This window comes from Mesorhizobium sp. WSM4830 (genome assembly GCF_055811495.1).
Window position 1 is genome coordinate 101,528 of sequence record NZ_JBVVQI010000008.1, and the last position, 23,465, is coordinate 124,992.

The window sequence follows — 23,465 nt, forward strand, 5'->3', positions numbered from 1 at the left end:
GACGGACAGAAGCGTCGTCGAGCCCCTTCCCAAAACCAACGGTCGGTAGTCTCAGGCGTTGGCGGCAGGCGCTGCGCGCCATGGCCAGCTGATTGCCAAATAGTACATTGCCATCCTGGCTGGCTAACGCAGAATGTACTCACGATTTCCGCGGCGCCGCGCGGCAGGCCTGCTCTTCCGCCATCCAATGCCTTGCCCGTTTGTCCAAATCGGCCGAATGTGCCGCGGACAGATCCACTGAACAGAGACAGTGCATGACCGGCTTCGTCCTCCCCCTGCCCGCAACCCCGTCGGTGGCCGTGGCCGGCTCGCCGGAGCGTTTTGCGGTGCGCCGGATTTTCTGCGTCGGCCGCAACTACGCCGCCCATGCCCGCGAGCTCGGCAATGACGAGCGCGACCCTCCCTTCTTCTTCACCAAACCGGGCGACGCAGTGGTCGATGCGGCAGTCGGTTCGGGCACGACGATCCCCTACCCGCCGCTGACCCAAAACCTGCATCACGAAATCGAGCTGGTCGTCGCGATCGGCAGAGCCGGCTTTCGCATCCCGCGCGAGCGCGCGCTGGACCATGTCTGGGGCTACGGCGTCGGCGTCGACCTGACCCGCCGCGACCTTCAGGACGAGGCGAAAACGGCGGCAAGGCCGTGGGACTGGTCGAAAGCCTTCGACCGTTCCGCGCCCTGCGGCCTGCTGGTCCCGGCGCAAAAATCCGGTCATCCCGACAAGGGCCGCATCTGGCTCGCGGTCAACGGCGAAATCAGGCAGGACGGCGATCTCGCCGAACTGATCTGGCCGGTTCCCGACATCGTCTCGATTTGCAGCGAGGCGGTAGAACTCCGGCCGGGCGACCTGATCTTCACCGGAACACCGGCTGGCGTCGGCGCCGTTGGGCCGGGCGAAAAGATCACCGGTGGCGTCGACGGCATCGGCGAAATCGAACTGACCATCGGCCAACCGATCCGATGAGCGACATCGTCCTCCATAACTACTACCGCTCCTCGACCTCTTACCGGGTGCGGATCGCGCTGGAGATGAAGGGCCTGGCCTACGAGTACGTGCCGCATCATTTGCGCCATGGCGAACATCGGGAGCCCGCCTACCTCGCGGTCAATCCGCAAGGGCTGGTGCCGGCGCTGGTCTTCAGCGATGGCACGCTGCTGACGCAATCGCTGGCGATCATCGAATATCTCGACGAGACCACGCCCGAGCCGCCGCTGCTGCCCAAGGATGCGCCTGGCCGCGCCCGCGTCAGAATGCTGGCGCAGATGATCGCCTGCGACATCCATCCGGTGAACAATCTGCGCGTGCTAACCTCGCTTCGTACACTGTTCGGCGCCAGCGATCAGGATGTCGTCAACTGGTTCCGGCACTGGGTCAACGAAGGCTTCCAGCCGCTTGAAAAGATTCTGGCTTCCTCGCCCGAGACCAAGACATTCTGCCATGGCGACACGCCTGGGCTGGCCGACATCTGCCTGATCGCACAGGTCACCAGCAATGCCCGCTTCGGCGTCGACATGACGCCCTACCCGACGATCTCGCGCATCAATGCCGCCTGCATGGCGCTGCCGGCGTTCCAGAAGGCCGCGCCGGAGAACCAGATCGATGCCGAATAGAGAAGCCAAAGATCCAGATGAAGCGAAAACGCTCGCCGACATCGAAGAATATGGCTGCCACATTCTGTATGTGCTGGAAGAAGGCGAGCATCCGCCTTTCAGCTACTCGGTGGGGATAGAGCACAATTTCAATGCTCCTGAACTGGTCGTTGTCGGGCTGAAGCCAGAGCTTTCCCAGTCTGTCATCAACCAATACTGCAGACGGGTGTGCAACGGCGAGATTTTCCGCATCGGGCAGCGATCGTCTGGTTTCATAGGCGGCTTCGACTGTCAGTTCGGCTCGGTCCATGTGGAGCACTACCCTGAACATTTCGGTTGGGATATCTGGTTCTACGACGGCCTGGGCTTCCGGGTTATGCAGCTTATCTATCCTACGACCGAAGGCATCTGGCCGTGGGATACTGAAGCGAGCGAGTGGTTTCGAAAGCGGCAACCGCTTCTCGACACGCCGCCGGCATCAAGCTAACTCCGAACAGCCGCCTGACGAATGCGCCGTTATTGAATTGAAACTTGTGAAAGCCTTGTCATGAAAGCCGTCGTTTTCGAAAAATTCGGCGAAACGCCGACGATCCAGACCGTGCCGGATCCGACGCCTTCACCGGAAGGCGTCGTCATCAAGGTCGAGGCGAGTGGCCTCTGCCGCAGCGACTGGCATGGCTGGATGGGCCACGACGACGGTATCCGCCTGCCGCATGTGCCGGGCCACGAACTGGCCGGCGTCGTGGTATCCGCAGGCAGCCGGGTGACCCGCTGGAAGGGCGGCGAGCGCGTTACCGTGCCGTTTGCCGTCGGCTGCGGCCGCTGCTTCGAATGCACGTCGGGCAACCACCAGGTCTGCGAACATCAGTTCCAGCCCGGCTTCAGCGCTTGGGGCTCGTTCGCCGAATATGTCGCCATCGACCATGCCGACACCAATCTCGTGCGCTTGCCCGACGAGATGGAATTCGCCACCGCCGCCAGCCTCGGCTGCCGCTTCGTCACCTCGTTCCGCGCCATCGTCGATCAAGGCCGGGTGACCCCCGGCGAATGGGTTGCCGTGCATGGCTGCGGCGGCGTCGGCCTGTCGGCGATCATGATCGCCAGCGCCATGGGCGCCAATGTCGTCGCCATCGACCTCACCGACGAGAAGCTGGACTTCGCCAAAAAGATCGGCGCGGTGGCGACGATCAATGCGGCAAAGACGCCGAACGTGGTCAAGGCGGTCAAGCAGATCACCAATGGCGGCGCGCATATGTCGATGGACGCGCTCGGCCACCCCAGTACCTCGTTCAACTCGATCGCAAACCTGCGCCGGCGCGGCCGCCACGTGCAGGTCGGCCTGATGCTCGGCGACCATGCCAGGCCGCAGATTCCGATGGACAAGGTGATCGCCTTCGAGCTCGAAATCCGCGGCAGCCACGGCATGCAGGCGTTTCGTTACCAGGCTATGATGGAGATGATCCGCACCGGCAAGCTCAAACCCGAACTCCTGGTCGGCAAGAAGATCAGCCTCGAGGAAGCGCCGGCCGCATTGATGGCGATGGGCGGCTTCGAAGGCATCGGCATCGGCGTGGTGACCAGATTCTAGATCACGCCCCGAGTCTGGATCAGCAAAACGACGCACAGACCTCCCGCACGCAGGCTCGCAGCCAGCGCTGTGCCGGATCGGCATCAAGCCGCGGATGCCACAGCATCGAAATGGTGACCTCCTCGATATCGACTGGCAACGGGAAGCTGTACATGCCTGCGCGCGCGCCCAGCGTGTGCCGTTCGGGGACGCTGGCGATCAGATCGGAGGCGCGCGCCATGGCGAGCGTGGCCGAGAAGCTGGAAACCATGCATACAATCGTCCGCTGGAGACCCAGCAGTTTCAAAGCCTCGTCGATCGGGCCCTTTTCGCGGCCACGCCGCGAAACGCTGATGTGGCGGCCGGCCGCATAGCGTTCCGGCGTCACAAGGCCCTCGCTCAGTCTATGGCCCGTTCGCACCGCACCGATGAAGCGGTCGCGAAACAGCGCCTGAATGCGCATTTCAGGGCTCGTTTCACTGGCAACCCCGATTTCGAGATCAACCGCCGCGTCACGCAACGACATGTCGTTCTTGTCGGATTTCGGCGCAAAACGCAGCCGCACGCCGGGCGCGTCCGCTTCGATGCGGGCGACAAGACGCGGTGCGAACTCCTCGACGAAACTTTCGTTGGCGCGCAGCGTGAAGACCTTGTCGAGAGCAGAGAGGTCGAGAAGCCTGGCAGGACGCAGCAGCGCCTCCGCGTCCTGAACGACGCGGCCTACCTGTTGCTGCAATTCCAGTGCGCGGGGTGTCGCAACCAGGCCACGGCCGGCCCGGACCAGCAATGGGTCGCCTGTCGCCTGGCGCAACCGCGCCAGCGTCCGGCTCATCGCCGAGGGACTGAGGCGCAGCCGCCCGGCCGCGCGCGCCACACTGCCCTCGCTCAGCAGCACATCGAGGGCGACAAGCAGATTGAGATCGGGCGACGACATGGAAGAACCGTAGCACAGCTCGGCCGCGATGTGGCGTTTCATGCACGAATAAGATGCAAACGCTGCGCCTTCCGCCACATCATGCGAGGGAATAGCGTCCGGCAGCTCCGATTTGGGGCTTGCCGGCAAAGGAGTTCACCGTGGCATCGACCGCTGAAAAGACCTGGGACGAAGTTGCCCCGGTGAGCGCCCGCTCGACCCGATGGGCATTGGCAAGCCTGTCGCTTTCAACGCTGCTGTCGTCGCTCGCCACCAGCATCGCCAGCGTTGGGCTGCCATCGCTGATGCAGGCGTTCGGCTCATCGTTCCAGCTCGTCCAATGGGTCGTCCTGGCCTATCTGCTCGCCATCACCACCTTGATTGTCAGCGCCGGGCGGCTCGCCGATATATTCGGCCGCCGCCCGCTGTTGCTCGGCGGCATTGCCGTGTTCACCTTTGCATCCGTGCTTTGCGGGCTCGCGCCGACGCTCTGGCTGCTGATCGCCGCACGGGCGGCACAGGGGCTCGGCGCGGCCGTCATGATGGCTCTGACGCTGGCCTTTGTCGCGGACACGGTTCCCCGGGGAAAAACCGGCAGCGCCATGGGCCTGCTCGGCGCCATGTCGGCGATCGGCACTACGCTTGGTCCCTCGCTTGGCGGACTGCTGATCGCCGGCCTCGGCTGGCGAGCGATCTTCCTCATCAATCTGCCGTTGGGAGCGCTGGCCTTCGCGCTCGCCTGGCGCGTCCTGCCGGCCGGAAAAAAGACATCGGAACCGGATCGGCGCGGTTTCGACGGGATCGGCACGGCTTTGCTCGCGCTGACGCTCGCCGCCTATGCGCTCGCCATGACCCTTGGGCGCGGCAGTTTTGGTTCTCTCAATGTCGGCTTGCTGATTGCCGCCGCCGTGGGTGGCCTGCTGTTCGTCATTGCGCAGACGAGGGCTGAGAACCCTTTGATCCAACCTGCGAGGTTCCGCGACCAGGCGTTAAACGCAGGCCTCGTCATGAGCCTGATCGTCGCCACCGTGATGATGGCGACGCTGGTGGTCGCGCCATTCTATCTGTCGCGCGCGCTTGGGCTGGACGCAGCCATGGTCGGGCTGGTTCTGTCGACCGGCCCTCTGGTTACCGCACTGGCGGCGCTGCCGGCCGGACGGCTGGTCGATCGTTTCGGGGCGCACCGGATGATGATCATTGGCCTGCTCGATCTCGCCATTGGTACTATTGCTCTGTCGCGGGCGGAATTCGGCATTGCCGGTTATGTCGTACCAATCATCGTCGTCTGCACCGGCTACAGCCTGTTTCAGACCTCCAACAATTCGGCCGTGATGACCGGTGTGGCATCCGACCAGCGCGGCGTCGTCTCCGGCCTGCTCAATCTGTCGCGCAATCTCGGCCTGATCACCGGTGCGTCGGTGATGGGCGCGGTGTTTGCGTTCGCATCGGCTGGCGGAAGCGAAGGCACCGGTCAGCAGATATTGGCATCTGCGGCAGCCGCACGCGGGATGCAGGTCACTTTCCAGGTCGCGACGGCCCTGGTCGTGGCGGCGCTGATCCTTGCGATATTTTCAGCCCGCACCACTGCCGGGCGAACAGATATCGTTGCCAAGCATCCTTGAGGATTCCACCCGGTTCGCATGCAACTCCGGCAGCTGGCGCACCTATCTCGCATATCTCTTGGCACCGACGACGCAAAGCACGACAGCGGCGGTGACGGCGACCATGGCGGGACTGACCTGCTCATGCAGCAGCGCTGCCGCCAGCCCCAGGCCGAAGAAGGGCTGCAGTAATTGCAACTGCCCGACCGCGGCGATGCCGCCTTGCGCCAGGCCGCGATACCAGAACACGAAACCGATCAGCATGCTGAACAGCGAAACATAGGCCAGGCCAATCCAGGCGCCCGTGCCGGCACTTTCGAGCGACGGCGGCATGGTGATGAACGTCAGCGCCAGCATGACCGGCAGCGACAGCACCAGCGCCCACGAGATCACCTGCCAACCGCCGAGCTTGCGCGACAGCGCCGCTCCTTCGGCATAGCCCAATCCGCACACGATAATGGCGGCCAGCATCAAGATGTCGCCGAGCGGCGAGACCGACAGGCCTTGCGTGACCGCAAAACCGGCGACAAGGGCGCTGCCGAGGCACGAGAACAGCCAGAACGCCGGCTTCGGGCGATCACCGCCTCGAACCACGCCGAAGATCGCGGTCGCCAACGGCAACAGGCCGACGAAAATGATCGAGTGAGCCGAATTGATGTGTTTGAGCGCCAGCGCCGTCAGCAGGGGAAAGCCGACCACGACGCCAAGCGCCACGATCGCCAGCGGGAACAGATCTCGCCGCTCCGGGCGCTTCTGGCGAAAGAGAAGCAGCAGCGCCAGGCCGAGGATGCCCGCCGAAGCCGCACGGGCGACCGTTACGAACACCGGATCGAAATCCATCACCGCCACGCGCGTCGCCGGAAGCGAACCGCTGAAGATCAGCACGCCTATGAACCCGTTGACCCAGCCACTCGCCGCCCAGCCACTCGCCGCCCGGCCACTTGCCGCCTTGTCCATCGATGCCCCGCTCGTTTTCGCCCTCTATCGGGCCGGGCGTATGGCTCCGCCAGAGACAATCGGTTACAGTTTGACAAAACCGTCATGGTAGGGCGAGCAGTACGGATGGACGAGCAGACGACAACAGATGAGGGCAGCCGGACGCTTGTCGAAAGCGTCATGGCGACGATCAGGCACAGGATCGCCGCGCGCAGCCTGACACCGGGAATGCGGCTGCCTTCGATCCGGGCTTTCGCCAAGGCCATGCAGGTTTCCAAATCCACCGTGGTCGAAGCCTATGAGCGTCTAGCGGCGGAAGGCATGATCCGCTCGCGGCCGGGCTCTGGTTTCTATGCCGCCGGACCGTTGGCTCCGCTGTCGCTGGCCGAGATCGGCCCCAGGCTTGACCGTGCTGTCGACCCACTCTGGGTCTCGCGCCAATCGCTGGAAGCCGGCGATGGCGTCCTGAAACCGGGTTGCGGCTGGTTGCCGGCGTCATGGATGCCCGAGGCTGGATTGCGCCGGGCATTGCGGACGGTGGCCCGCGCCGACGATGCCGCGCTGACCGATTACGGCACGCCGCTCGGCTTGCCGGCGCTACGCCACCTGCTGGCACGGCACATGGCCGAGCACGGCATCGAAGCCTCTCCGGACCAGATCATGCTGACGGAGTCGGGAACCCAGGCGATCGACCTGCTGTGCCGGTTCCTGCTCGAACCGGGTGACACGGTATTGGTCGACGATCCCTGCTATTTCAACTTCCATGCCCTGTTGCGCGCCCATCGGGCCAAGGTGATCAGCGTCCCCTACACGCGCTCGGGTCCGGACATCGAGTTGTTCGCGCAGGCACTGAACGAACATCGGCCGCGCCTCTACATCACCAATTCGGCGCTCCACAATCCGACCGGCGCCATATTGTCCCCGGTCGTTGCCCATCGGGTGCTGAAGCTCGCCGACCAGTCGGGGCTGACGATCATCGAGGACGATATCTTCGCCGATTTCGAACACACGCCGGCGCCCAGGCTGGCTGCCTTCGACGGCCTCAGCCGGGTCATCCATATCGGAAGCTTTTCCAAGACGCTGTCGGCATCGGTGCGCTGCGGCTTCATCGCAGCTCCTCGCGACTGGATAGAAGGATTGACCGATCTCAAGATCGCCACGTCGTTTGGCAGCGGTCGGCTTACATCCGAACTGGTGCTGACGCTGCTGAAGGACGGCCTCTATCGCAAGCACGTCGATCTGCTGCGCGCGCGGCTCTCGCGCGCCATGGAAGAAACCAGCACCCGCCTCAGGGCAATCGGCATCGTGCCATGGATAGATCAGCCGGCCGGCATGTTCTTATGGTGCAGGCTGCCGGAGGGGATAGATGCCGCGGATGTCGCCCGCCATGCCCTGTCGGCCAATGTCGTGCTTGCACCCGGCAATGCGTTCAGCCTGTCCCGGTCAGCCAGTCGTTACATGCGCTTCAACGTCGCCCAATCAGGAGACGACCGGATTTTCAGGGCGCTTGAAGACGCAATGTCGCATTGATTGCGCCGCCGCGCACCCGAGGCTGAACTCTCAGGTGCCGGCTCGCTTGCGGCGCGCATAAAGCATGACGAGCGTCTCGGCGGTCAGCGCCGGCCTCTGCTCGCCTTCGATCTCGACCGTATTGGCGGCCTTCATCAGATACTGCCCCGGACCTTTGTCTTCCATCGACAACAGCGTGGTGCGCAGCCTGATTCGCGAGCCGACCCTGACCGGCGCCACGAAACGCACTTTGTCGAAACCGTAGTTGAAGGCGGCCTGCGTGTTTTCGGGCACGATCCCCATCTCGAGCGCCAGCGCGCCGATGATCGACAGGGTCAGATAGCCATGCGCGATCGTGGTGCGGAACGGGCTTTGCCGCTTCGCCCGCTCGGGATCGACATGGATCCATTGATGATCGCCAGTGCATTCGGCAAACTGGTCGATGCGGTGCTGATCGACCAGCGTCCAGTCCGAGACGCCCAACTCCTGCCCGGCCATCGCCCTGAGTTGCTCGAAGGTCGGCGGCGTCCTCGGCCGTATCTGCGTCATTCCTGCTTTCCCGATCGCTTGCCTGTTCCGGACCACGACGGGCCGCCCCTGTCAATTCGCCAGTGCGATTCCAGCGCATATTCTTCGGCCGCGAACCGCCGGTCTTCGCCGCCGGCAAGCGTGCTGCTGGGGAACAGCTTATTTCTTGTCGTGGCCGGCGCGGATCTCCTCCATCGCCTCCTTGATGCGGCTGCGCAGGATTTCGATCGATTCGGTGCCGGACGCCCTCGCCAGTTCGGCAATCTCGACGGCATTCTTCAGCGCGGTCTCGAAGGATTTCCTGGCGAACGCCGCCTGCTTCTGCATCATTTCCTGCGGATTGCCGGGCGCCCTGTAGTTTTGTGCCATGTCGGTGATTTCGCGCAGCGTGTCCTGCAGCATCTCGCGTTGCCTGGACAACAGCGCCGACGCTCCGGCGGCACTCGCCCGGGCCGACTTCTCCAGCGCTTCCAAGTTTTTGCGGTTGTGAGCGAGGATCGCCTCGACGTCGACATTCGGCAGCTTCAGGTCGCGGCCGAACTTGCCGAACATGTCGATGAAGGAGTCGGACTCCGGTCGTTTTGCCATGCTGGTTCTCTCCCCCTGTTGCCGTGAACGCCGTCACTGCACGGAAGATAGTGCAGCGAAGCTCAGCGGTCCATTCGGACGAGTCAGCCGACGAGAAACAGCCGTTCGGCGGTGTAGAGCACGAGCCCGGCAAGGCCACCGATGATCATGCCGTTGAAGCGAATATATTGCAGGTCCTTGCCGATGTTCATTTCGATCAGCCTTGTCAGTTGCGCGAGGTCCCAGCGCTTGACCTGATCGGCGATGAACTTGGACACGCCGCTCTTCTGGCTTTCGACGAAGGACGCCAGCGCCACGATGAACCCCTGGTTCATGTCGGCCCTGATCTGCGCGTCGTCGGCAAGATGGCGGCCGACCTCGACGAACATGGTGGCGAGATGGTCGCGGATCATCGAATTCGGCGCCTTGGCGTCCTGCTCGATGAACAGCCGCAGGCTGTCCCACATATCGCCGGCCAGCGCGCTGAGCTCCGGCCGGGCAAGGAAATCGCGTTTCAGCTTTTCGGCGCGCCTGGCATATTGTTTGGATGTCCTCAACCGCTCGACGAAGGTTTCGACGAAAAGATCGAATTCGGCGCGCATCGGGTGGTGCGGATCGGCCCGCACTTCATCGAGCAGCGAGCCGGCCGACGCAACGATCTTCTTCAACAGATAGGCGTCGGCGCGAAACAGGTTGAACAGCGACGGCAGTTCCTCGCGGATCTTCTCGCGCATCGTCGCCAGCGCCTGCTCGTCGCTCAAAAAGCGGCCGACCACCTTGGTGAACTCGTCGAATAATTTCTGGTGGCGGCGATCGTCGGTGAGCGTCGACAGCAGCTCGGCTGCAAGCGGCGCCAGCGGCACTTTTTCGATCTGCTCCAGCATACGGCTGGTGACGAAGCCGCGCAGTCCGGATTGCTCGACCGCCGCCAGCGTCTGCGGCACCAGCCGGCCGACGAAGCGCGACAAATCGGCGGCGCGGTTCGGGTCGGCCAGCCAGTCCGCGACCAGCGCGGAAAAGTCGACCTCGGCGAGCTTTTCGCGCACCGGTTCCGGCGCCAGGAAATTCACCTCGATGAAGCGGCCGAGATTGTCCGCGATGCGATTCTGGTTTTCCGGGATGATCGCCGTATGCGGGATCGGCAGGCCAAGCGGCCGCCGAAACAGCGCCACCACCGCATACCAGTCGGCCAGCCCGCCGATCGTCGCCGCCTCGGCGAAAGCGGCGACGAAGCCCAGCCACGCATGCCGGCTCTCGAGCGATTTCGCCACCGCAAAGACCAGCACGCAAAACGCAAGTGCTGCGGCGGCGGCGAACTTGGTGCGCCTGAGCGCCGAAAGCTTGGCGTCGGCATCGGCGTCGAACCGGACGGACGCGACGGATGCAAATGCCGGGGCTGGTCGTGACATGATGGGCCGCTCCTGATCGTGTATGCGAACTTATCTAGTGTCGCCTGCCCCAGAAAGCGCGCCGCTGGTTCCGGCGCGCGCAATCGTGCACGCAAACTTGACGCCGGAATTCACCTATTATGCAGCGCCAGTCTGGAATTGTTCCAAACTATAGGCCATATTGACGCCAACCACTGTTATGTGAGGACACAATGCGGCTTACCCGTCAGACCAACTACGCCATGCGCATTCTGATGTATTGCGCCGCCAACACCGAGCGGTTGAGCCGCATCCCCGAGATCGCCGCCGCCTATTCGGTATCTGAACTTTTCCTGTTCAAGATCCTGCAGCCGCTGGTCGAAAACGGCCTGATCGAAACGGTGCGCGGCAGGAATGGCGGCGTCAGGCTCGGCCGCGCGGCCGAATCAATCAGCCTGTTCGACGTCGTGCGCGTGACGGAGGAAAGCTTTGCCATGGCCGAGTGCTTCGAGAACGACGCCGCCGAATGCCCGCTGGTCGACAGCTGCGCGTTGAATTCGGCATTGCGCGAAGCGCTCAACGCCTTCTTCGCCGTGCTGTCTCGCTACACGATCGCCGATCTGGTGGCGGCGCGCCCGAACGTGAGGCACCTGCTCGGCATCGACATGCTGGTGCAAAGGGCGCCGGCCGCCTGATTTCTCTGATTGCCTACGCTGCCGATTGCGGCAATACGAATGGCATGTTTGCGGCCGGCAACACGCTAACCTTCAGCCGGCAATCGAAGACCTTTTCGATCAGCTCGTCGCTGAGCACCTGTTGCGGCGAGCCTGTAGCGGCGAGCTTGCCGCGATGCATGACGAAAATCCGGTCGGCATACATCGCCGTCAAATTGAGGTCGTGCAGGATGGCGACCACACCGCCGCCGCGTCCGGCGAAATCACGCGCGATGTCCATGATGATCAATTGGTGTTTGATGTCGAGGCTGGACACCGGCTCGTCGAGGAACAGATAGCGCGGCTTGCCGTCGAGCACCGGCGCCCACACCTGGCACAAAACACGGGCAAGCTGCACGCGCTGCTGTTCGCCGCCGGACAGCTCCTGGTAGAAGCGGCCGGCAAAACCGTCGAGGTCAACGCGAGCCAGCGCCCGTTCGGGCAGGCGCTGATCCTCGCCGGGCAGCACGCCGGAGCGCCCGCCGACCAGGCCAAGCCTGACGATCTCGCGCACCGTGAATGGAAACGACAGCGTCGTCGCCTGCGGCAGCACGGCGCGCACCGTCGCCGCCTCGACCGGCTTCATCGCGGACAGATTGCGGCCGTTGACGGTGACCTCTCCCGAATAGCCAAGATCGCCGGACAGTGCTCTGAGGAAGGTCGTCTTGCCCGAACCGTTGGGGCCGACGATGGCCGCGATTTCGCCAGGCCGCGCCTCGAAATCCACATTGGCGACAATGCGCTTACCGCCGATCGCCACCGAAACATCCCGTGCTTCGATCATCACGCCCTCCTAGAGCATGATCCCGAAAAGTTGCAGACTTTTCGGATAAGATCATGCACAAAAAACAAAGACTTAGAGCAGGATGATTGAACCAACTTCAATTCATCCTGCTCTAAAGGTCGACGACGCCGCGCTTGCGCAGCAGGATCCAGAGGAAGAACGGCGCGCCGGCGATCGCGGTGACGATGCCGATCGGCAGCTCGGCCGGCGCCACGATGGTGCGCGCGACGGCATCGGCCAAAAGCAGCAGGCAAGCGCCGAGCAGTGCTGACGCCGGCAGCAGGTAGCGATTGTCCGGACCGATCGCCAGGCGCAGCAAATGCGGCACGACGATGCCGACAAAGCCGATGCCGCCGCTGACCGCGACCGACGCCCCGACCGCCGCCGAAACGGCGACGATTGCGGTGTATTTCAGCCGCTGCACCGGAATGCCGAGATGGCCGGCCGTGGCCTCGCCGAGCGCCAGCGCATTGAGGCCGCGCGCCAGGAACGGCATTGCCGTCAGCGCCAGCACGATGACCGGCCCGACCGAGCCGATCTTCTGCCAGGTTGCGCCGCCCAGCGAGCCGAACTGCCAAAAGGTCAGGTCGCGCAATTGCCGGTCGTCGGCCATGAAGATCAGGATGCCGGTCAGCGCCATGGCAAGCGCCGCCAGCGCGATGCCTGCGAGCAGCATGGTCGCGACCGAGGTCCGGCCATGCCTGGTAGCGACCTGATAGAGCACCAAGGTCGTTGCCAACCCGCCGCAAAATGCCGCCAGCGGCAAAGCAAGCGTGCCCAGCGCCGAAGTGAACGGCGAGAGCACCGTGGCGCCGAGCACGATGACGGCGACCGCGCCAAGGCTCGATCCCGCGGAAACGCCGATCAGGCCGGGGTCGGCCAGCGGATTGCGGAACAGCCCCTGCATGACCGCACCGGAGACGGCAAGCGCGGCGCCGATCAGCACGCCAAGGATGACGCGCGGCAGACGGATGTCATAGACGATCAGGCGGTCGCGGGCATTCAGCGCCTCATTGCCGGGCGCCGCACCCAACAGCCAGTCGCTGATAACGCTGACGGCCGATGCATCGGATGCGCCCGATGTCAGCGACAACAGCACGACAAGGACAAGCGCCAGGCACAGGAACAGGATGACGATGCGGGCGCGCCGCGAACGGTCACCCTCGGCGGCCGTCGCCATGATGCCCGCCGCACCGGCGATCGAATGATCGGCCATCGCGCTCAATCCGTGACCTGGCTGCCATAGAGCGAGACGGCGAGATCGTGGATGGCGTCGGCCGTGCGCGGACCGAAGCCGAGCAGATAGCCGCCGTCCATGCGGATCAGCTTGCGGGCGGCACCCGCCGGCGTCGAAGCCACGGCAGGGTTCGAAAACAATTCGTCATCCGCGGTGGCCGGTCCGGCATTGTTCATCATCAGGATCACGTCGGGCCTGGCGGTGATGACTGCCTCGTCCGACAATTGCTTGTAGCCGGCAAAGCCGTCGATGGCGTTGATGCCGCCCGCAAGCTTGATGATGCCGTCGGCGGCGGTGTCGCTGCCGGCGGCAAGCAGCTTGCCGCCCTGCATCGACAGCACGAACAGGATGCGCTTGCGCGCCTTGATCGACGCGGTCTGCTTTTCGGCTGCCTTCAGCTTGGCGTCTATCTGGGCCGCCAGCGCATCGGCCTTGGCCTCGGTGCCGAGCGCCTTGCCGACGATGTGGATCTTTTCGAGAATGCCCTGATTATCATAGCGCTCGGGCACCTCGATGAATGGGATGCTTGATTTCTTCAAGACGTCGACGGCTTCCTTCGGTCCGCTGCCGTGCAGGGCCAATATGCCCGACGGATTGACCGACAGCACACCCTCCGGCGACAGCTGGCGCATGTAGCCGACATCCGGCAGTTCCACCGCCGCTTGCGGATAGCGGCTGGTCGAATCGCGCGCGACAAGACGATCCTGTTCACCGAGCGCGTAGACGATCTCGGTGATCGAGCCGCCGATGGCCACGATCCGCGAGCGGTCGGCGAAAGTCGCGATGCCCTCGGCGGCTTGAGCCGGCATCAGCGCGGCGAACGCCAGGAAAACAGCGGCCGCAGGACCAGGCGCCGACCTGGAGACCGATGCCAACCTGGAGAAAAGAACCATCGTCGTTTTCCTTAGGCTGCGGTCGGGCTTGGAATACGCGGCAGGTTTTCGGCCAGAAAGCGCCAGTCTTCGCGCTCGCTTTCGCCTTCATGCCGCTTACCGAAGAACTGGATGATCATCTTGCCGTCGGCGCCATAGACTTCGAGCGACGTAACATGGCCGTCCTTGGTCGGCTTGCGCACGGCCCAGACCTCATCGATGTGGTCGGTCCGCAGGTGCAGGTGGAAGGTCTCGTCGAGCACGTTGAGCCATGGTCCCATCGGCTTGATCGAGGCGACGGGGCCGGAATGGATCTGGATGCAGCCGCGATTGCCGACAAAGCACATGATCGGCATGGCGCCAGCAGCGGCGTGGTTGAACATGGCGTTCACCGCATTCTTGTCGACCAGCCAGGCGTAGTCCTGGCCGACCAAACGTACCGCCTGGCGGCGGCTGAGCTTCAATGTCTTCAGCATGCCGAAGAACTGGTGGACGTCGGTCAGCTGGCTCCAGCGGTCGCGCAGATCGTCGATGCTCGCCAAATTGTCCGCAGGCTCGGTCTCGTCGTCAGCCGCGCCCGCTGAAATCGCCACCGTCGGCTCCTGGTTCGGCGATTCCAGCCCGGCCACCAGTTTCTGATAGGCGTAGAGGTTGGAGGCTGGCCTGAGATGCACCTTGTGTACCGCCTCGCCTGCGGTGTCGAAGAACTGCAGGCTGCGGCGGATGTCGGCGCCATCGCGCTTCTCCACGGCAAAGCCGTGCGCCCAGACTTTTGGAAAAATGCGCAGGTCGATGTTCTCACCGAGCACCATGGCATTGTGATTGCCGGTGACGACCCTGTCGTAGACGCCGATCTTCTCGTGCACCGCGCTTTCGTTGCGGGTCAGCGCCATCACCTCACCGACAGCTTCGAGGCCAGTCAGGAGGTCGTTGACACGCGGCTCGACGCGCACGACGCCGTCGCCGCAATGCGCGGCGACCAGTTCGGCCTCCGAAATCCCGAGCTTAGCGGCGAGGTCGCGCTCGCGCATTTTCGGATTGTCTGCCCGTGCCCGCCGGATCTCGTGCGGGGCGGGTTTTACGCGCTGGTCCATTTCTACCACCTACTTGTTGAGGATGAGCTTGCCCTGCCGGGTGATCTTCAGCCGGTACATCGCACCGTGATGTTCGATGCCGATCTCGTGCTCGCCCTGGAACAGCGTGTTGCTGGACAGCGTTCTCACGGCCGATTGGACTCGGTCGAAACGGACGGAATTTTCGTCTGAACGGCGGACGCGATAGCGAAAGTCGCTGGGATTGTGCGTGTTCATTGGTTCGATCCCTTTCCTGTGCCGGGCATCTGGCTCGGCGCCTGCGTGAAATGCCGATTCAAATCTTGACTCGAATGATCATGTTATCTAGCAGTGCAATACCGGAGTAAATGAGTCAACATTTAAGACGCCGGATGCGATGAAAAATGCCAGCGAGCCCCAAGCCAGCCAGCATCGAACATGGATTCTTGGAGTTGCAGCATGGGGTTGGCGAATTGGGGACGGCTGGCGGGCAGCGGCCTGACACATTGTTCTATGACAAGCAAAATGGCTGCGTTTTTGGCCGGCGCGGCGGCGATCCCGCTGCTCGCCACACCGGCCGGCGCCCAGCAGGCCGCCCAGCCGGCAGCCGACCAGCAGCAGACTGACCCGTCTCAACAGCCCGAACAGGCAAAGCCGGCGGGCACCACGCTGCTCGACAAGATCCTGATCCTCAGCCGTACCGGCGAGACGGCGATCGAGTCGCTTGCTTCGGCCAGCCATGTCGACGAGGAACAGCTCGAGCGCCGCATGGCGACGACGCCCAACGAGATGCTGTTCGGTGTGCCGGGTGTCGCCGTCCAAGCCGACGCAAGGCGTGTCAGCTCCAGCATCAACATCCGCGGCCTGCAGGATTTCGGCCGCGTCTCCGTCATTGTCGACGGCGCCCGCCAGAATTTTCAGCGCTCGGATCACGGTACGCAATCGACCTTCTACATCGATCCGGAACTGATCAAATCTGTCGATGTGATCCGCGGCCCGGTCGCCAACACCTATGGCTCCGGGGCGATCGGCGGCGTCGTTTTTTTCGACACCAAGGATGCGCAGGATTTCCTCAAGCCGGACGAGACCTGGGCGGCATCAGCGACCGGACGTTATGAAACCAACGGTGAAGGCTGGACCACCAGCGCCAGCGGCGCCTATCGCATCAACGAGAATTGGGACGTGCTCGGCAATATCGTCTACCGCGACTATGACGACTACAAGCATGGCGGCGGCGAGACTGTAGCGGGCACCGGCTTCGACGTCTTGAGCGGCCTCCTCAAGACGACCATCCGCCCCAGCGAAAACAGCGAGCTGAAGCTGGGCTGGATCGGCTCGAACGACGGATGGACCGAGACCAGCGGCAGCGCGCCGGTGAACGACGCCGACCTGAAGGCGAATACCTTCACGGCCCGCTACAACATCACCGATGAAGACAAGAGCTGGCTCGATCTCCACATCAACGCCTCCTACAATAAGACCAAGCTCGATCTGACGACCCTTGTCGCGCAAAACCGGTTTGATCCGGTCACCGGCCTGCCCGTGGTTTTGCCGGCGGGCTCGAAATCGACGTTCGACATCGGCACCTCCGGCATCGACATCTGGAACACGTCGAGATTCGAGACCGTCGGCATTGCGCATGAGCTGACCTATGGCGGCGACTGGGTTGGCGACGATGTCGAGACAGGCGGCACCGCGGGCGGCGACAGTTTCTACACGCCCTCGGGCAACAGGAACGTCTCCGGCGCTTACGTTCAGGACAAGCTCACCTGGGACTGGCTCGAGGTCATCGCCGGGCTGCGTTACGACAGCTACAAGCTCGACAGCGATGTCGGCGAAACCTCTGGCAACCGGCTGTCGCCACGCATCACCGTGGGCGTTTCGCCCTTCGAAACCGCCAGCCTTTCCGGGCTGCAATTTTACGGCACTTATGCGGAAGGCTACCGTTCTCCGTCGCTGTCGGAGACCCTGATCAGCGGCAACCATCCAGCCGGCGTCAGCTTCCCGTTCCTCCCCAACCCCAATCTCAAGCCCGAAACCGGCAAGACTGTGGAGTTTGGCGTCAACTACAGCACCAACGGCGTCATCGAGGCCGACGACGCGCTGCGGCTGAAGGCGGCCTATTTCAACAACAATGTCGACGATTACATCGACGGCGTAACTCTATCGGCGTTCGACCCGACCAGCGGCTGCCCGTTCGGTCCGGGCATACCGATCTGCTTCCAGTATCAGAATTTCGCCAAGGCCAAGATCCGCGGCTTCGAGATGGAGGGCGTCTATGACGCCGCCTGGGGCTTTGCCGGGCTTTCCGCCTCGGTCACCGACGGCCGCACGATTTCCTATGAAGGCGAACGGGCGGACCTTGTCACCGTTCCCTCCTCCCGGGTCACCGGGCAACTCGGCTTTCGCTTTCTCGAGGACCGGCTGACCATCGGCGGCGAGGTGCAATACAACGGCAAGCCGCAGGGCAATCCGGTGGCCAGGGACTACACGCTGGTCAATGCATTCGCCAGCTACCAGGCGACCGACAATTTCAAGGTCGATTTCCGCGCCGACAATCTGTTCGACGTCAAATATGCCAACCCGCTGAACGCGTCGACGACGAGCGTCGTCTACGAGCCCGGCGTCACGCTGAAGCTGGCGGCGACCATGAGGTTTGGAGGCTGACGACAATGACAGGCATGACGGCATCCCTTCGTCTGTTCGCCGCGGCGCTGGCAATGTCGCTTGCGGCGGCTCCGGCATGGACACAACAGCAAGCGCCGGCGCTTCTCCTCGAGCTCAACGGCGCGCAGCCTTCCGACAAGGGCTGCCGCCTGACCTTCGTGGTCACCAACAATCTCGGCGCCGGTCTGTCCAAGGCGGCATTCGAGATCGCGCTGTTCAACGAGGTCGGTGTCGTCGATCGGCTGACCGTGCTCGATTTCAAGGAGCTGCCGGCAGGCAAGACCAAGGTGACGCGTTTCGACCTTGCCGGCACCGATTGCGGCAAGGTCAGCCGCGTGTTGATCAACAGCGCTACGGAATGCGCCGGCGCCGAGCCGAATGCCTGCATGCGCGGACTGAAGACGCAGACCAGGACCGGCATCGCCTTTGGGGTCTGAATTTTGGGACTGGAACCCGCCTTCGCACGAAACGCCGTGGCGTGGCCGCTAGCCGGCATCCTGCCGCCGGAGCCGGACGATCCGGATTTCGCCATCCCGCGCGGGGCGCTGCGTGTTTCGCCGCGCGACAGGCCGGAAGACAGTTACATCGCCGATGCCGATAGCGACTTGCCTACGGTCCCTGTGGAGCCGTTGTGGCAGGCACGACAGACGCAGCGGCGCCGCAACTGGACGGTGGCGATCGCCTGCTCTTGCGCATTCCACGTAGCCTTGGCGCTGGCCTTTCTCACGCTGCCGGACGACCGGCCAACGATCGAAGGTGCCGACCAGCAAGGCGAAATGCTGCTCGGCGCCGATCCGCAGCAGGCGGCCGGCAATGCCGCAGACGACCGGGAAGTGGCCAACGTAACGATGGTGACCATGCTCGACGCCAAGCCCGTCGAAACGGTCGAGGCACAGGCGACCGCGGCCGAGGAGACGCTCCAGCCGGTCACTGACGCGGCCGAAGCATCGGGAGTGGTCGAGCCGGTCAGCCAGGCCGCAACGGAAACTGCTGCCCTTGCCGATCGCACCGAGCCCGCACCTGCGCAACCGGTCCAGCCGGCGCGCCAGGACCCCTCGCCCGACATCCTTGCGACCGACAGGCTGGTGCCTGCCGACGACAATGCCGTGCCGCCGCCGGTGAGCGCCACCGAAACGGCCGAGCCTGCCGAGACAAGGGCACCGGCGCCAGCCGAAACAGTCCAGACGACCGAGACAGTCAGCGCGGCGGAAGAACCGAAGCTGGACAGGCCGGAGCCCAGGCAGTCGAAGAAGGCAACTGCAAAGAGCAAGCCGGCCAGGAAGGCCGAAGCAAACGAACCTGAAAAGCCGGCCCTGCGCAAGAAGTCGGGCAAGGCACTTGCCAAAGCCGATTCCAAGAAGAGAAAGACCGGCTCCGGCGGCCGTGACGAAACGGATGTCGCGCGCGGCACGGCCGACGGCAAGAAGGACGGCAAGATCCTGACCGCCAGCAGGGGCGGCAAATCAGGCGTCGGCAATGCCGCCGTCACCAACTATCCCGGCAAGATCAGGTCAAAACTGGTGCGGGCCTTCAATTCGACACGCACGCGCGCCACCGGCACGGCTACGGTTGCCTTCACAGTCGCTTCGAATGGCGGGGTCCGGTCCGCCAGGCTGACGGGCAGTTCGGGTGTTGCCGCGCTGGACAAGGCCGCTCTCGACGCGGTCCGCCGGGCTTCTCCGTTTCCCCCGATTCCAGACGGAGCTGGTCGCTCGGCCTGGCAGTTCGAAGTGCCGCTCGGTATCAGGTAGCGACCGTCCCCATGCCGGCACCAAAGTTGGCGCCGCCCTGCCCGCGATACGCGAGCCCTGGCGAAACCTAGGCCGCAGCCAGCAGGCTGGCATTGCCGCCCGCCGCCGTGGTGTCGACGCAGACGGCGCGCTCGTGGGCATAGGCGGCCGGATAATAGACTTCGCTGACCAGCGGCACGATCGGGCCGGCGCGCTCGGCGATGACCTTACGCACGATGCGCGCGGCCTCGGGCGTGCCGGAAAAGGCGACGACATCGACCCGCAGCGAGCGCGCTTCGACCGGGTCCGGACGGCCGTCGATCGCCGCCAGCGGCAGGCCCTTGCCGGTCAGCGCCGACAGTGCCGCCGGCGCGCCGGGTGCGACGGCGAGCACGGCATTGCCGGCGGCCAGCGCCTGGATCGTCTGAGCAAGCAGCGTATCGGCGTCCGGACCGAGGCACAGCACGCGGCCGCGCGGCGACAGCGACAGCGTGTTGGCCTCGCCGGTCGGCCCGGGCAGGTCGACCTGGCCGAAATCGATCGCGGCTGCAGTGCCGATGGCCGCGGCACCCTTGCCGCGCAGATGTTTCCTCAGGATGGCGACGCGATCCGGACGCGTCGACCAGCCGCCAAACGCCGGATCCGGCAGATTGTCGGCGAGCTCGGTCGCCGTCACCTTGCGGCCTTCGGCAAGATGGGTGCCGGCCTCCGGCCCCTTGCGGAAGCGCCGGAGATAATGCGGGCCGCCGGCCTTCGGCCCGGTGCCGGAAAGCCCCTCGCCGCCGAACGGCTGCGCGCCGACGACGGCGCCGATCTGGTTGCGGTTGACGTAGATGTTGCCGGCATGGATGCCGTCGACGAAATGCTGGGCGCGGCCTTCGATGCGGGTGTGCAGACCGAAGGTCAGGCCATAGCCCTTGCGGTTGATCGCGGCGATCACCGCATCGATCTCGTCGGCATCGAAGGTGGCGACATGCAGCACCGGGCCGAACACCTCGCGCTCCAACTCCTCGATGCCCTTGACCCGAAAGACGTGCGGCGCGACGAAGCGGCCGTCCTTCGGTGCTTCGAGCTTGGCGAACAGCCGGCCCTGCAGGCCCATTTTCGTGCAATAGTCGCGGATCGACGCCTGCGCCTCGTCGTCGATGACCGGGCCCACATCGGTCGAGATCCGCCAGGGGTCGCCGAGGCTGAGCGCTTCCATCGCGCCCTTCAGCATCTCCAGCATCTTCTTCTCGACGTCCTTCTGCACATAGAGCATGCGCAATGCCGAGCAGCGCTGGCCGGCACTCTGGAAGGCGGAGGCCAGGATGTCGCGCACCGCCTGTTCGGGTAGCGCGGTGGAATCGACGATCATGGCGTTCAGGCCGCCGGTCTCGGCGATCAGCATGGCGTCGGGCGCGGCGGTCTCGGCGAGCTGCTTTTCGATCAGCTTGGCGACCTCGGTCGAGCCGGTGAAGCAGACGCCGGCAATGCGCGGATCGGCGGTCAGCGGGCCGCCGACCGTGGGGCCGTCGCCGGGCAGAAGCTGGATGATGTCTTCCGGTACGCCGGCCTCGCGCAGCAGCTGGACAGCGCGGAAGGCGATCAGCGGCGTCTGTTCGGCAGGCTTGGCGATGACGGAATTGCCGGTGACGAGCGCTGCTGCGATCTGGCCGGTGAAGATGGCGAGCGGAAAATTCCACGGCGAGATGCAGGCGATGGCGCCGCGCGCCTCCGTTCCAGCTTCGGCATTGGCGGCCTCAGCCGCATAGTAGCGCAGGAAATCGACCGCCTCGCGCACCTCGGCGACGCCATCGGCCAATGACTTGCCGGCCTCGCGGGCGGCGAGCGCAAAGAACTCGACGGCGTTCGCCTCGTAGAGATCGGCCGCCCGGTTGAGGATGGCAGCGCGCTCGGCGACCGGGCGTCTTGCCCATGCCGGTTGTGCCTCGACGGCGATGCGCACGGCGGTCTCGACCTGCTTGGCGCCGGCCTCGCTGACCGTGCCGACCACTTCCGAAGGTTTTGCCGGATTGACGACCGGACGCTGCTTGCCATAGCCGGCGGCGCGGCTGACCGGCTTGGCGTGCCAGCGGTCCGGCCCGGCGAACTCGGCCCTAGCCTTGTCGATCGCCGCGAGCGTCAGCGTGTCGGTGATGTCGAAACCCTTGGAATTGCGTCGGCCGGGGCCAAAGATCGCCGACGGCGGCACGATCGCCGGATTGGCGGCGGGGCCTTGTTTCTCCACCGTCTCGAGCGGGTCGCGGGCGATGTCCTCAGGCTCGACCTCCTCGTCGGTGAGCTGGTGGACAAAGGAGGAGTTGGCGCCGTTCTCCAGCAGCCGGCGGACCAGATAGGCGAGCAGGTCGGAATGCGCGCCGACCGGCGCATAGATGCGGCAGCGCGTGTCTTCGGCCTTGCGCACCGTCTCGTGCAGTGCTTCGCCCATGCCATGCAGCCGCTGGAACTCGAATGTGTCGCGGTCCGTCGTCATCGACAGGATGGCGGCGACGGTGTGGGCGTTATGTGTGGCGAATTGCGGATAGATGCGATCGGTCATCGCTAACAGCTTCTTAGCGCAGGCCAGATAGGAGACGTCGGTGTTGGCCTTGCGGGTAAAGACCGGATAGCCGTCGAGCCCGAGCGTCTGCGCTCGCTTGATCTCGGTGTCCCAATAGGCACCCTTGACCAGCCGCACCATGATGCTGCGGTCGTATTTCCTCGCCAGTTCGTAGAGCCAGTCGATGACGAAAGCGGCGCGCGGGCCATAGGCCTGCACGACGACGCCAAAACCGTTCCAGCCGGCCAGCTCCGGCTCGGCCAGCACCCGTTCGATGACGTCGAGCGACAAATCGAGGCGATCGGCCTCCTCGGCATCGATATTGAGCCCCATGCGCGAATGGCGCGCCGCCAGCGCCAGCGACAGCAGCCGCTCGGCCATGACGGGCAGCATCTTTTCCTTCTGCGTCACTTCATAGCGCGGATGCAACGCCGACAGTTTTACCGAAATGCCGTGGTTCTGGCGGATGTCGGGGCCGTTGGCCCCGGCATCGAGCGAAGAGATGGCGTCGGCATATGCCTTGAGATAGCGCAATGCGTCGGCCTCGGTGCGGGCCGCTTCGCCCAGCATGTCGAAGGAATAGAGATAGCCCTTCTGCGTCATCGGCCTGCCGCGCCTGACCGCCTCGGCAATCGTGCGGCCGAGCACGAACTGCTCGCCCATCTCGCGCATCGCCGCCGCCACCGCCTTGCGGATGACCGGCTCGCCCAGCCGGCGCACCATGGCGCGCAGCGTGCCTTCGATGCCGCCCTCGCCTTCGTCGAGCACGCGGCCGGTCAGCATCAGCGCCCACGTCGACGCATTGATGAAGATCGAGCTCGAGCCGCCCGAATGCGCCGACCAGTCGTGCGGCGCAATCTTGTCGGCGATGAGGTCGTCCATCGTCTCGGTGTCGGGCACGCGCAGCAGCGCCTCGGCCAGGCACATCAGCGCCACGCCCTCCTTGGTCGAGAGGCCATAGGCGGACAGGAAGACCTCCATCAGCCGCGGATCGGACGAGCCGCGCACCGCGCGCACCAGATCGGCGGCACGGGCCGAAATCGCCTTGCGGTCTTGCGCGGACAGCCCGGCCGCCTCGGCCAGCCGCTTCACCGCCTGATCTTCGTCGGGCAAATAATTGGCACGGATCTGCTGGCGGATGGTGTCGAGCGCTGGCATGGCGGTCCTGTAGAGCGAGCATAGGGGAGCGGGCCGGCGTCACCGGACCGAACGGCGCAAGCTAACATAAGTGCGGATTGCAGTCGGTCCAAAGAAGTCGACAGAACAGATCGATCGATCTATCATTAGGA

At 64.4% G+C, this 23,465-nt stretch carries 21 protein-coding genes; 10 read left to right on the top strand and 11 right to left on the bottom strand.

Annotated elements, in window-relative coordinates:
* Nucleotides 1–254: 254 nt before the first annotated feature.
* Genes AC0L2Y_RS13000 through AC0L2Y_RS13015 form a run of 4 tightly spaced genes read left to right on the top strand, consistent with a single transcriptional unit; the run spans nucleotide 255 to nucleotide 3,179 of the window.
* On the top strand, nucleotides 255–965 hold the full coding sequence (locus AC0L2Y_RS13000) for a fumarylacetoacetate hydrolase family protein (RefSeq protein WP_473556601.1): 711 nt from the start codon (nucleotides 255–257) through the stop codon (nucleotides 963–965).
* Nucleotides 962–1,612, top strand: a complete 651-nt coding sequence (gene maiA, locus AC0L2Y_RS13005; protein WP_473556604.1) for a maleylacetoacetate isomerase — start codon at nucleotides 962–964, stop codon at nucleotides 1,610–1,612. Before AC0L2Y_RS13000 ends, maiA begins: the two co-directional genes overlap by 4 nt.
* On the top strand, nucleotides 1,602–2,078 hold the full coding sequence (locus AC0L2Y_RS13010; RefSeq protein WP_352505803.1) for a DUF4262 domain-containing protein: 477 nt from the start codon (nucleotides 1,602–1,604) through the stop codon (nucleotides 2,076–2,078). Before maiA ends, AC0L2Y_RS13010 begins: the two co-directional genes overlap by 11 nt.
* A 60-nt stretch (nucleotides 2,079–2,138) precedes the next feature.
* Nucleotides 2,139–3,179 (top strand): zinc-dependent alcohol dehydrogenase family protein, encoded by a 1,041-nt coding sequence (locus AC0L2Y_RS13015; RefSeq protein WP_473556606.1) that lies wholly within the window; start codon nucleotides 2,139–2,141, stop codon nucleotides 3,177–3,179.
* A 19-nt stretch (nucleotides 3,180–3,198) separates the two neighbouring features.
* Here the strand turns inward: AC0L2Y_RS13015 and AC0L2Y_RS13020 are convergent, their stop codons facing one another.
* On the bottom strand, nucleotides 3,199–4,092 hold the full coding sequence (locus tag AC0L2Y_RS13020; RefSeq protein ID WP_473556809.1) for a LysR family transcriptional regulator: 894 nt from the start codon (nucleotides 4,090–4,092) through the stop codon (nucleotides 3,199–3,201).
* Nucleotides 4,093–4,232: 140 nt separating this feature from the next.
* Here AC0L2Y_RS13020 and AC0L2Y_RS13025 point away from each other — a divergent pair, with 140 nt between their 5' ends.
* Entirely contained in the window at nucleotides 4,233–5,693 is a 1,461-nt protein-coding gene (locus AC0L2Y_RS13025; protein WP_473556608.1) for an MFS transporter, read from the top strand.
* 42 nt (nucleotides 5,694–5,735) lie between these two features.
* Here AC0L2Y_RS13025 and AC0L2Y_RS13030 read toward each other — a convergent pair whose 3' ends face one another.
* On the bottom strand, nucleotides 5,736–6,629 hold the full coding sequence (locus AC0L2Y_RS13030; protein WP_473556610.1) for a DMT family transporter: 894 nt from the start codon (nucleotides 6,627–6,629) through the stop codon (nucleotides 5,736–5,738).
* 105 nt (nucleotides 6,630–6,734) lie between these two features.
* On the opposite strand from AC0L2Y_RS13030, the gene AC0L2Y_RS13035 reads away from it, so the two are divergent.
* The gene (locus AC0L2Y_RS13035) at nucleotides 6,735–8,138 is read left to right on the top strand and encodes an aminotransferase-like domain-containing protein (RefSeq protein ID WP_473556612.1); all 1,404 of its coding nucleotides are present in this window, start codon (nucleotides 6,735–6,737) and stop codon (nucleotides 8,136–8,138) included.
* 30 nt (nucleotides 8,139–8,168) lie between these two features.
* Here AC0L2Y_RS13035 and AC0L2Y_RS13040 read toward each other — a convergent pair whose 3' ends face one another.
* From AC0L2Y_RS13040 to AC0L2Y_RS13050, 3 genes are all read right to left on the bottom strand, one after another.
* Nucleotides 8,169–8,666, bottom strand: coding sequence for a MaoC family dehydratase (locus AC0L2Y_RS13040; protein WP_292664992.1), 498 nt, complete (start codon nucleotides 8,664–8,666; stop codon nucleotides 8,169–8,171).
* A gap of 138 nt (nucleotides 8,667–8,804) precedes the next feature.
* Nucleotides 8,805–9,233: a phasin family protein gene (locus tag AC0L2Y_RS13045; protein WP_473556615.1), complete on the bottom strand. Its 429-nt coding sequence runs from the start codon at nucleotides 9,231–9,233 to the stop codon at nucleotides 8,805–8,807.
* Nucleotides 9,234–9,316: 83 nt separating this feature from the next.
* On the bottom strand, nucleotides 9,317–10,621 hold the full coding sequence (locus tag AC0L2Y_RS13050; protein ID WP_473556616.1) for a DUF445 domain-containing protein: 1,305 nt from the start codon (nucleotides 10,619–10,621) through the stop codon (nucleotides 9,317–9,319).
* Between the two features lie 191 nt (nucleotides 10,622–10,812).
* Here AC0L2Y_RS13050 and rirA point away from each other — a divergent pair, with 191 nt between their 5' ends.
* The gene (gene rirA / locus AC0L2Y_RS13055; protein WP_023676431.1) at nucleotides 10,813–11,274 is read left to right on the top strand and encodes an iron-responsive transcriptional regulator RirA; all 462 of its coding nucleotides are present in this window, start codon (nucleotides 10,813–10,815) and stop codon (nucleotides 11,272–11,274) included.
* Between the two features lie 13 nt (nucleotides 11,275–11,287).
* Here the strand turns inward: rirA and AC0L2Y_RS13060 are convergent, their stop codons facing one another.
* The 5 genes from AC0L2Y_RS13060 to hemP form a co-directional block, all read right to left on the bottom strand.
* A complete protein-coding gene (locus AC0L2Y_RS13060) occupies nucleotides 11,288–12,076 on the bottom strand; it encodes a heme ABC transporter ATP-binding protein (protein WP_473556619.1) in 789 nt (262 codons plus the stop codon).
* Between the two features lie 112 nt (nucleotides 12,077–12,188).
* The gene (locus AC0L2Y_RS13065; protein ID WP_473556621.1) at nucleotides 12,189–13,292 is read right to left on the bottom strand and encodes a FecCD family ABC transporter permease; all 1,104 of its coding nucleotides are present in this window, start codon (nucleotides 13,290–13,292) and stop codon (nucleotides 12,189–12,191) included.
* A gap of 5 nt (nucleotides 13,293–13,297) precedes the next feature.
* Nucleotides 13,298–14,206, bottom strand: coding sequence for a heme/hemin ABC transporter substrate-binding protein (locus tag AC0L2Y_RS13070; protein WP_473556623.1), 909 nt, complete (start codon nucleotides 14,204–14,206; stop codon nucleotides 13,298–13,300).
* An 11-nt stretch (nucleotides 14,207–14,217) separates the two neighbouring features.
* Nucleotides 14,218–15,279, bottom strand: coding sequence for a hemin-degrading factor (locus AC0L2Y_RS13075; RefSeq protein WP_473556625.1), 1,062 nt, complete (start codon nucleotides 15,277–15,279; stop codon nucleotides 14,218–14,220).
* Nucleotides 15,280–15,288: 9 nt separating this feature from the next.
* Entirely contained in the window at nucleotides 15,289–15,495 is a 207-nt protein-coding gene (hemP, locus tag AC0L2Y_RS13080; RefSeq protein WP_473556626.1) for a hemin uptake protein HemP, read from the bottom strand.
* A 201-nt stretch (nucleotides 15,496–15,696) separates the two neighbouring features.
* On the opposite strand from hemP, the gene AC0L2Y_RS13085 reads away from it, so the two are divergent.
* The 3 genes from AC0L2Y_RS13085 to AC0L2Y_RS13095 are packed head-to-tail and all read left to right on the top strand — an operon-like array spanning nucleotide 15,697 to nucleotide 19,655.
* Nucleotides 15,697–17,904, top strand: coding sequence for a TonB-dependent hemoglobin/transferrin/lactoferrin family receptor (locus AC0L2Y_RS13085; RefSeq protein ID WP_473556628.1), 2,208 nt, complete (start codon nucleotides 15,697–15,699; stop codon nucleotides 17,902–17,904).
* A 5-nt stretch (nucleotides 17,905–17,909) separates the two neighbouring features.
* Entirely contained in the window at nucleotides 17,910–18,341 is a 432-nt protein-coding gene (locus AC0L2Y_RS13090; protein WP_352490658.1) for a hypothetical protein, read from the top strand.
* Nucleotides 18,342–18,377: 36 nt separating this feature from the next.
* A complete protein-coding gene (locus AC0L2Y_RS13095; protein ID WP_473556631.1) occupies nucleotides 18,378–19,655 on the top strand; it encodes an energy transducer TonB family protein in 1,278 nt (425 codons plus the stop codon).
* Between the two features lie 67 nt (nucleotides 19,656–19,722).
* Here the strand turns inward: AC0L2Y_RS13095 and putA are convergent, their stop codons facing one another.
* Complete coding sequence (gene putA, locus AC0L2Y_RS13100; protein WP_473556632.1) at nucleotides 19,723–23,334, bottom strand: bifunctional proline dehydrogenase/L-glutamate gamma-semialdehyde dehydrogenase PutA; 3,612 nt, start codon at nucleotides 23,332–23,334, stop codon at nucleotides 19,723–19,725.
* Nucleotides 23,335–23,465: the final 131 nt, after the last annotated feature.

Bases quoted from the DNA above. Each gene is read 5' to 3' on its own strand.
- AC0L2Y_RS13065 (WP_473556621.1), bottom strand. From the start codon at position 13,292: ATGGCCGATCATTCGATCGCCGGTGCGGCGGGCATCATGGCGACGGCC.
- AC0L2Y_RS13060 (WP_473556619.1), bottom strand. From the start codon at position 12,076: ATGATCGAAGCACGGGATGTTTCGGTGGCGATCGGCGGTAAGCGCATT.
- AC0L2Y_RS13090 (WP_352490658.1), top strand. From the start codon at position 17,910: ATGACAGGCATGACGGCATCCCTTCGTCTGTTCGCCGCGGCGCTGGCA.
- AC0L2Y_RS13040 (WP_292664992.1), bottom strand. From the start codon at position 8,666: ATGACGCAGATACGGCCGAGGACGCCGCCGACCTTCGAGCAACTCAGG.
- AC0L2Y_RS13035 (WP_473556612.1), top strand. From the start codon at position 6,735: ATGGACGAGCAGACGACAACAGATGAGGGCAGCCGGACGCTTGTCGAA.
- AC0L2Y_RS13015 (WP_473556606.1), top strand. From the start codon at position 2,139: ATGAAAGCCGTCGTTTTCGAAAAATTCGGCGAAACGCCGACGATCCAG.
- AC0L2Y_RS13000 (WP_473556601.1), top strand. From the start codon at position 255: ATGACCGGCTTCGTCCTCCCCCTGCCCGCAACCCCGTCGGTGGCCGTG.
- rirA (WP_023676431.1), top strand. From the start codon at position 10,813: ATGCGGCTTACCCGTCAGACCAACTACGCCATGCGCATTCTGATGTAT.
- putA (WP_473556632.1), bottom strand. From the start codon at position 23,334: ATGCCAGCGCTCGACACCATCCGCCAGCAGATCCGTGCCAATTATTTG.
- AC0L2Y_RS13010 (WP_352505803.1), top strand. From the start codon at position 1,602: ATGCCGAATAGAGAAGCCAAAGATCCAGATGAAGCGAAAACGCTCGCC.
- AC0L2Y_RS13020 (WP_473556809.1), bottom strand. From the start codon at position 4,092: ATGTCGTCGCCCGATCTCAATCTGCTTGTCGCCCTCGATGTGCTGCTG.
- AC0L2Y_RS13050 (WP_473556616.1), bottom strand. From the start codon at position 10,621: ATGTCACGACCAGCCCCGGCATTTGCATCCGTCGCGTCCGTCCGGTTC.
- AC0L2Y_RS13075 (WP_473556625.1), bottom strand. From the start codon at position 15,279: ATGGACCAGCGCGTAAAACCCGCCCCGCACGAGATCCGGCGGGCACGG.
- AC0L2Y_RS13045 (WP_473556615.1), bottom strand. From the start codon at position 9,233: ATGGCAAAACGACCGGAGTCCGACTCCTTCATCGACATGTTCGGCAAG.
- AC0L2Y_RS13030 (WP_473556610.1), bottom strand. From the start codon at position 6,629: ATGGACAAGGCGGCAAGTGGCCGGGCGGCGAGTGGCTGGGCGGCGAGT.
- AC0L2Y_RS13070 (WP_473556623.1), bottom strand. From the start codon at position 14,206: ATGGTTCTTTTCTCCAGGTTGGCATCGGTCTCCAGGTCGGCGCCTGGT.
- maiA (WP_473556604.1), top strand. From the start codon at position 962: ATGAGCGACATCGTCCTCCATAACTACTACCGCTCCTCGACCTCTTAC.
- AC0L2Y_RS13085 (WP_473556628.1), top strand. From the start codon at position 15,697: ATGGGGTTGGCGAATTGGGGACGGCTGGCGGGCAGCGGCCTGACACAT.
- hemP (WP_473556626.1), bottom strand. From the start codon at position 15,495: ATGAACACGCACAATCCCAGCGACTTTCGCTATCGCGTCCGCCGTTCA.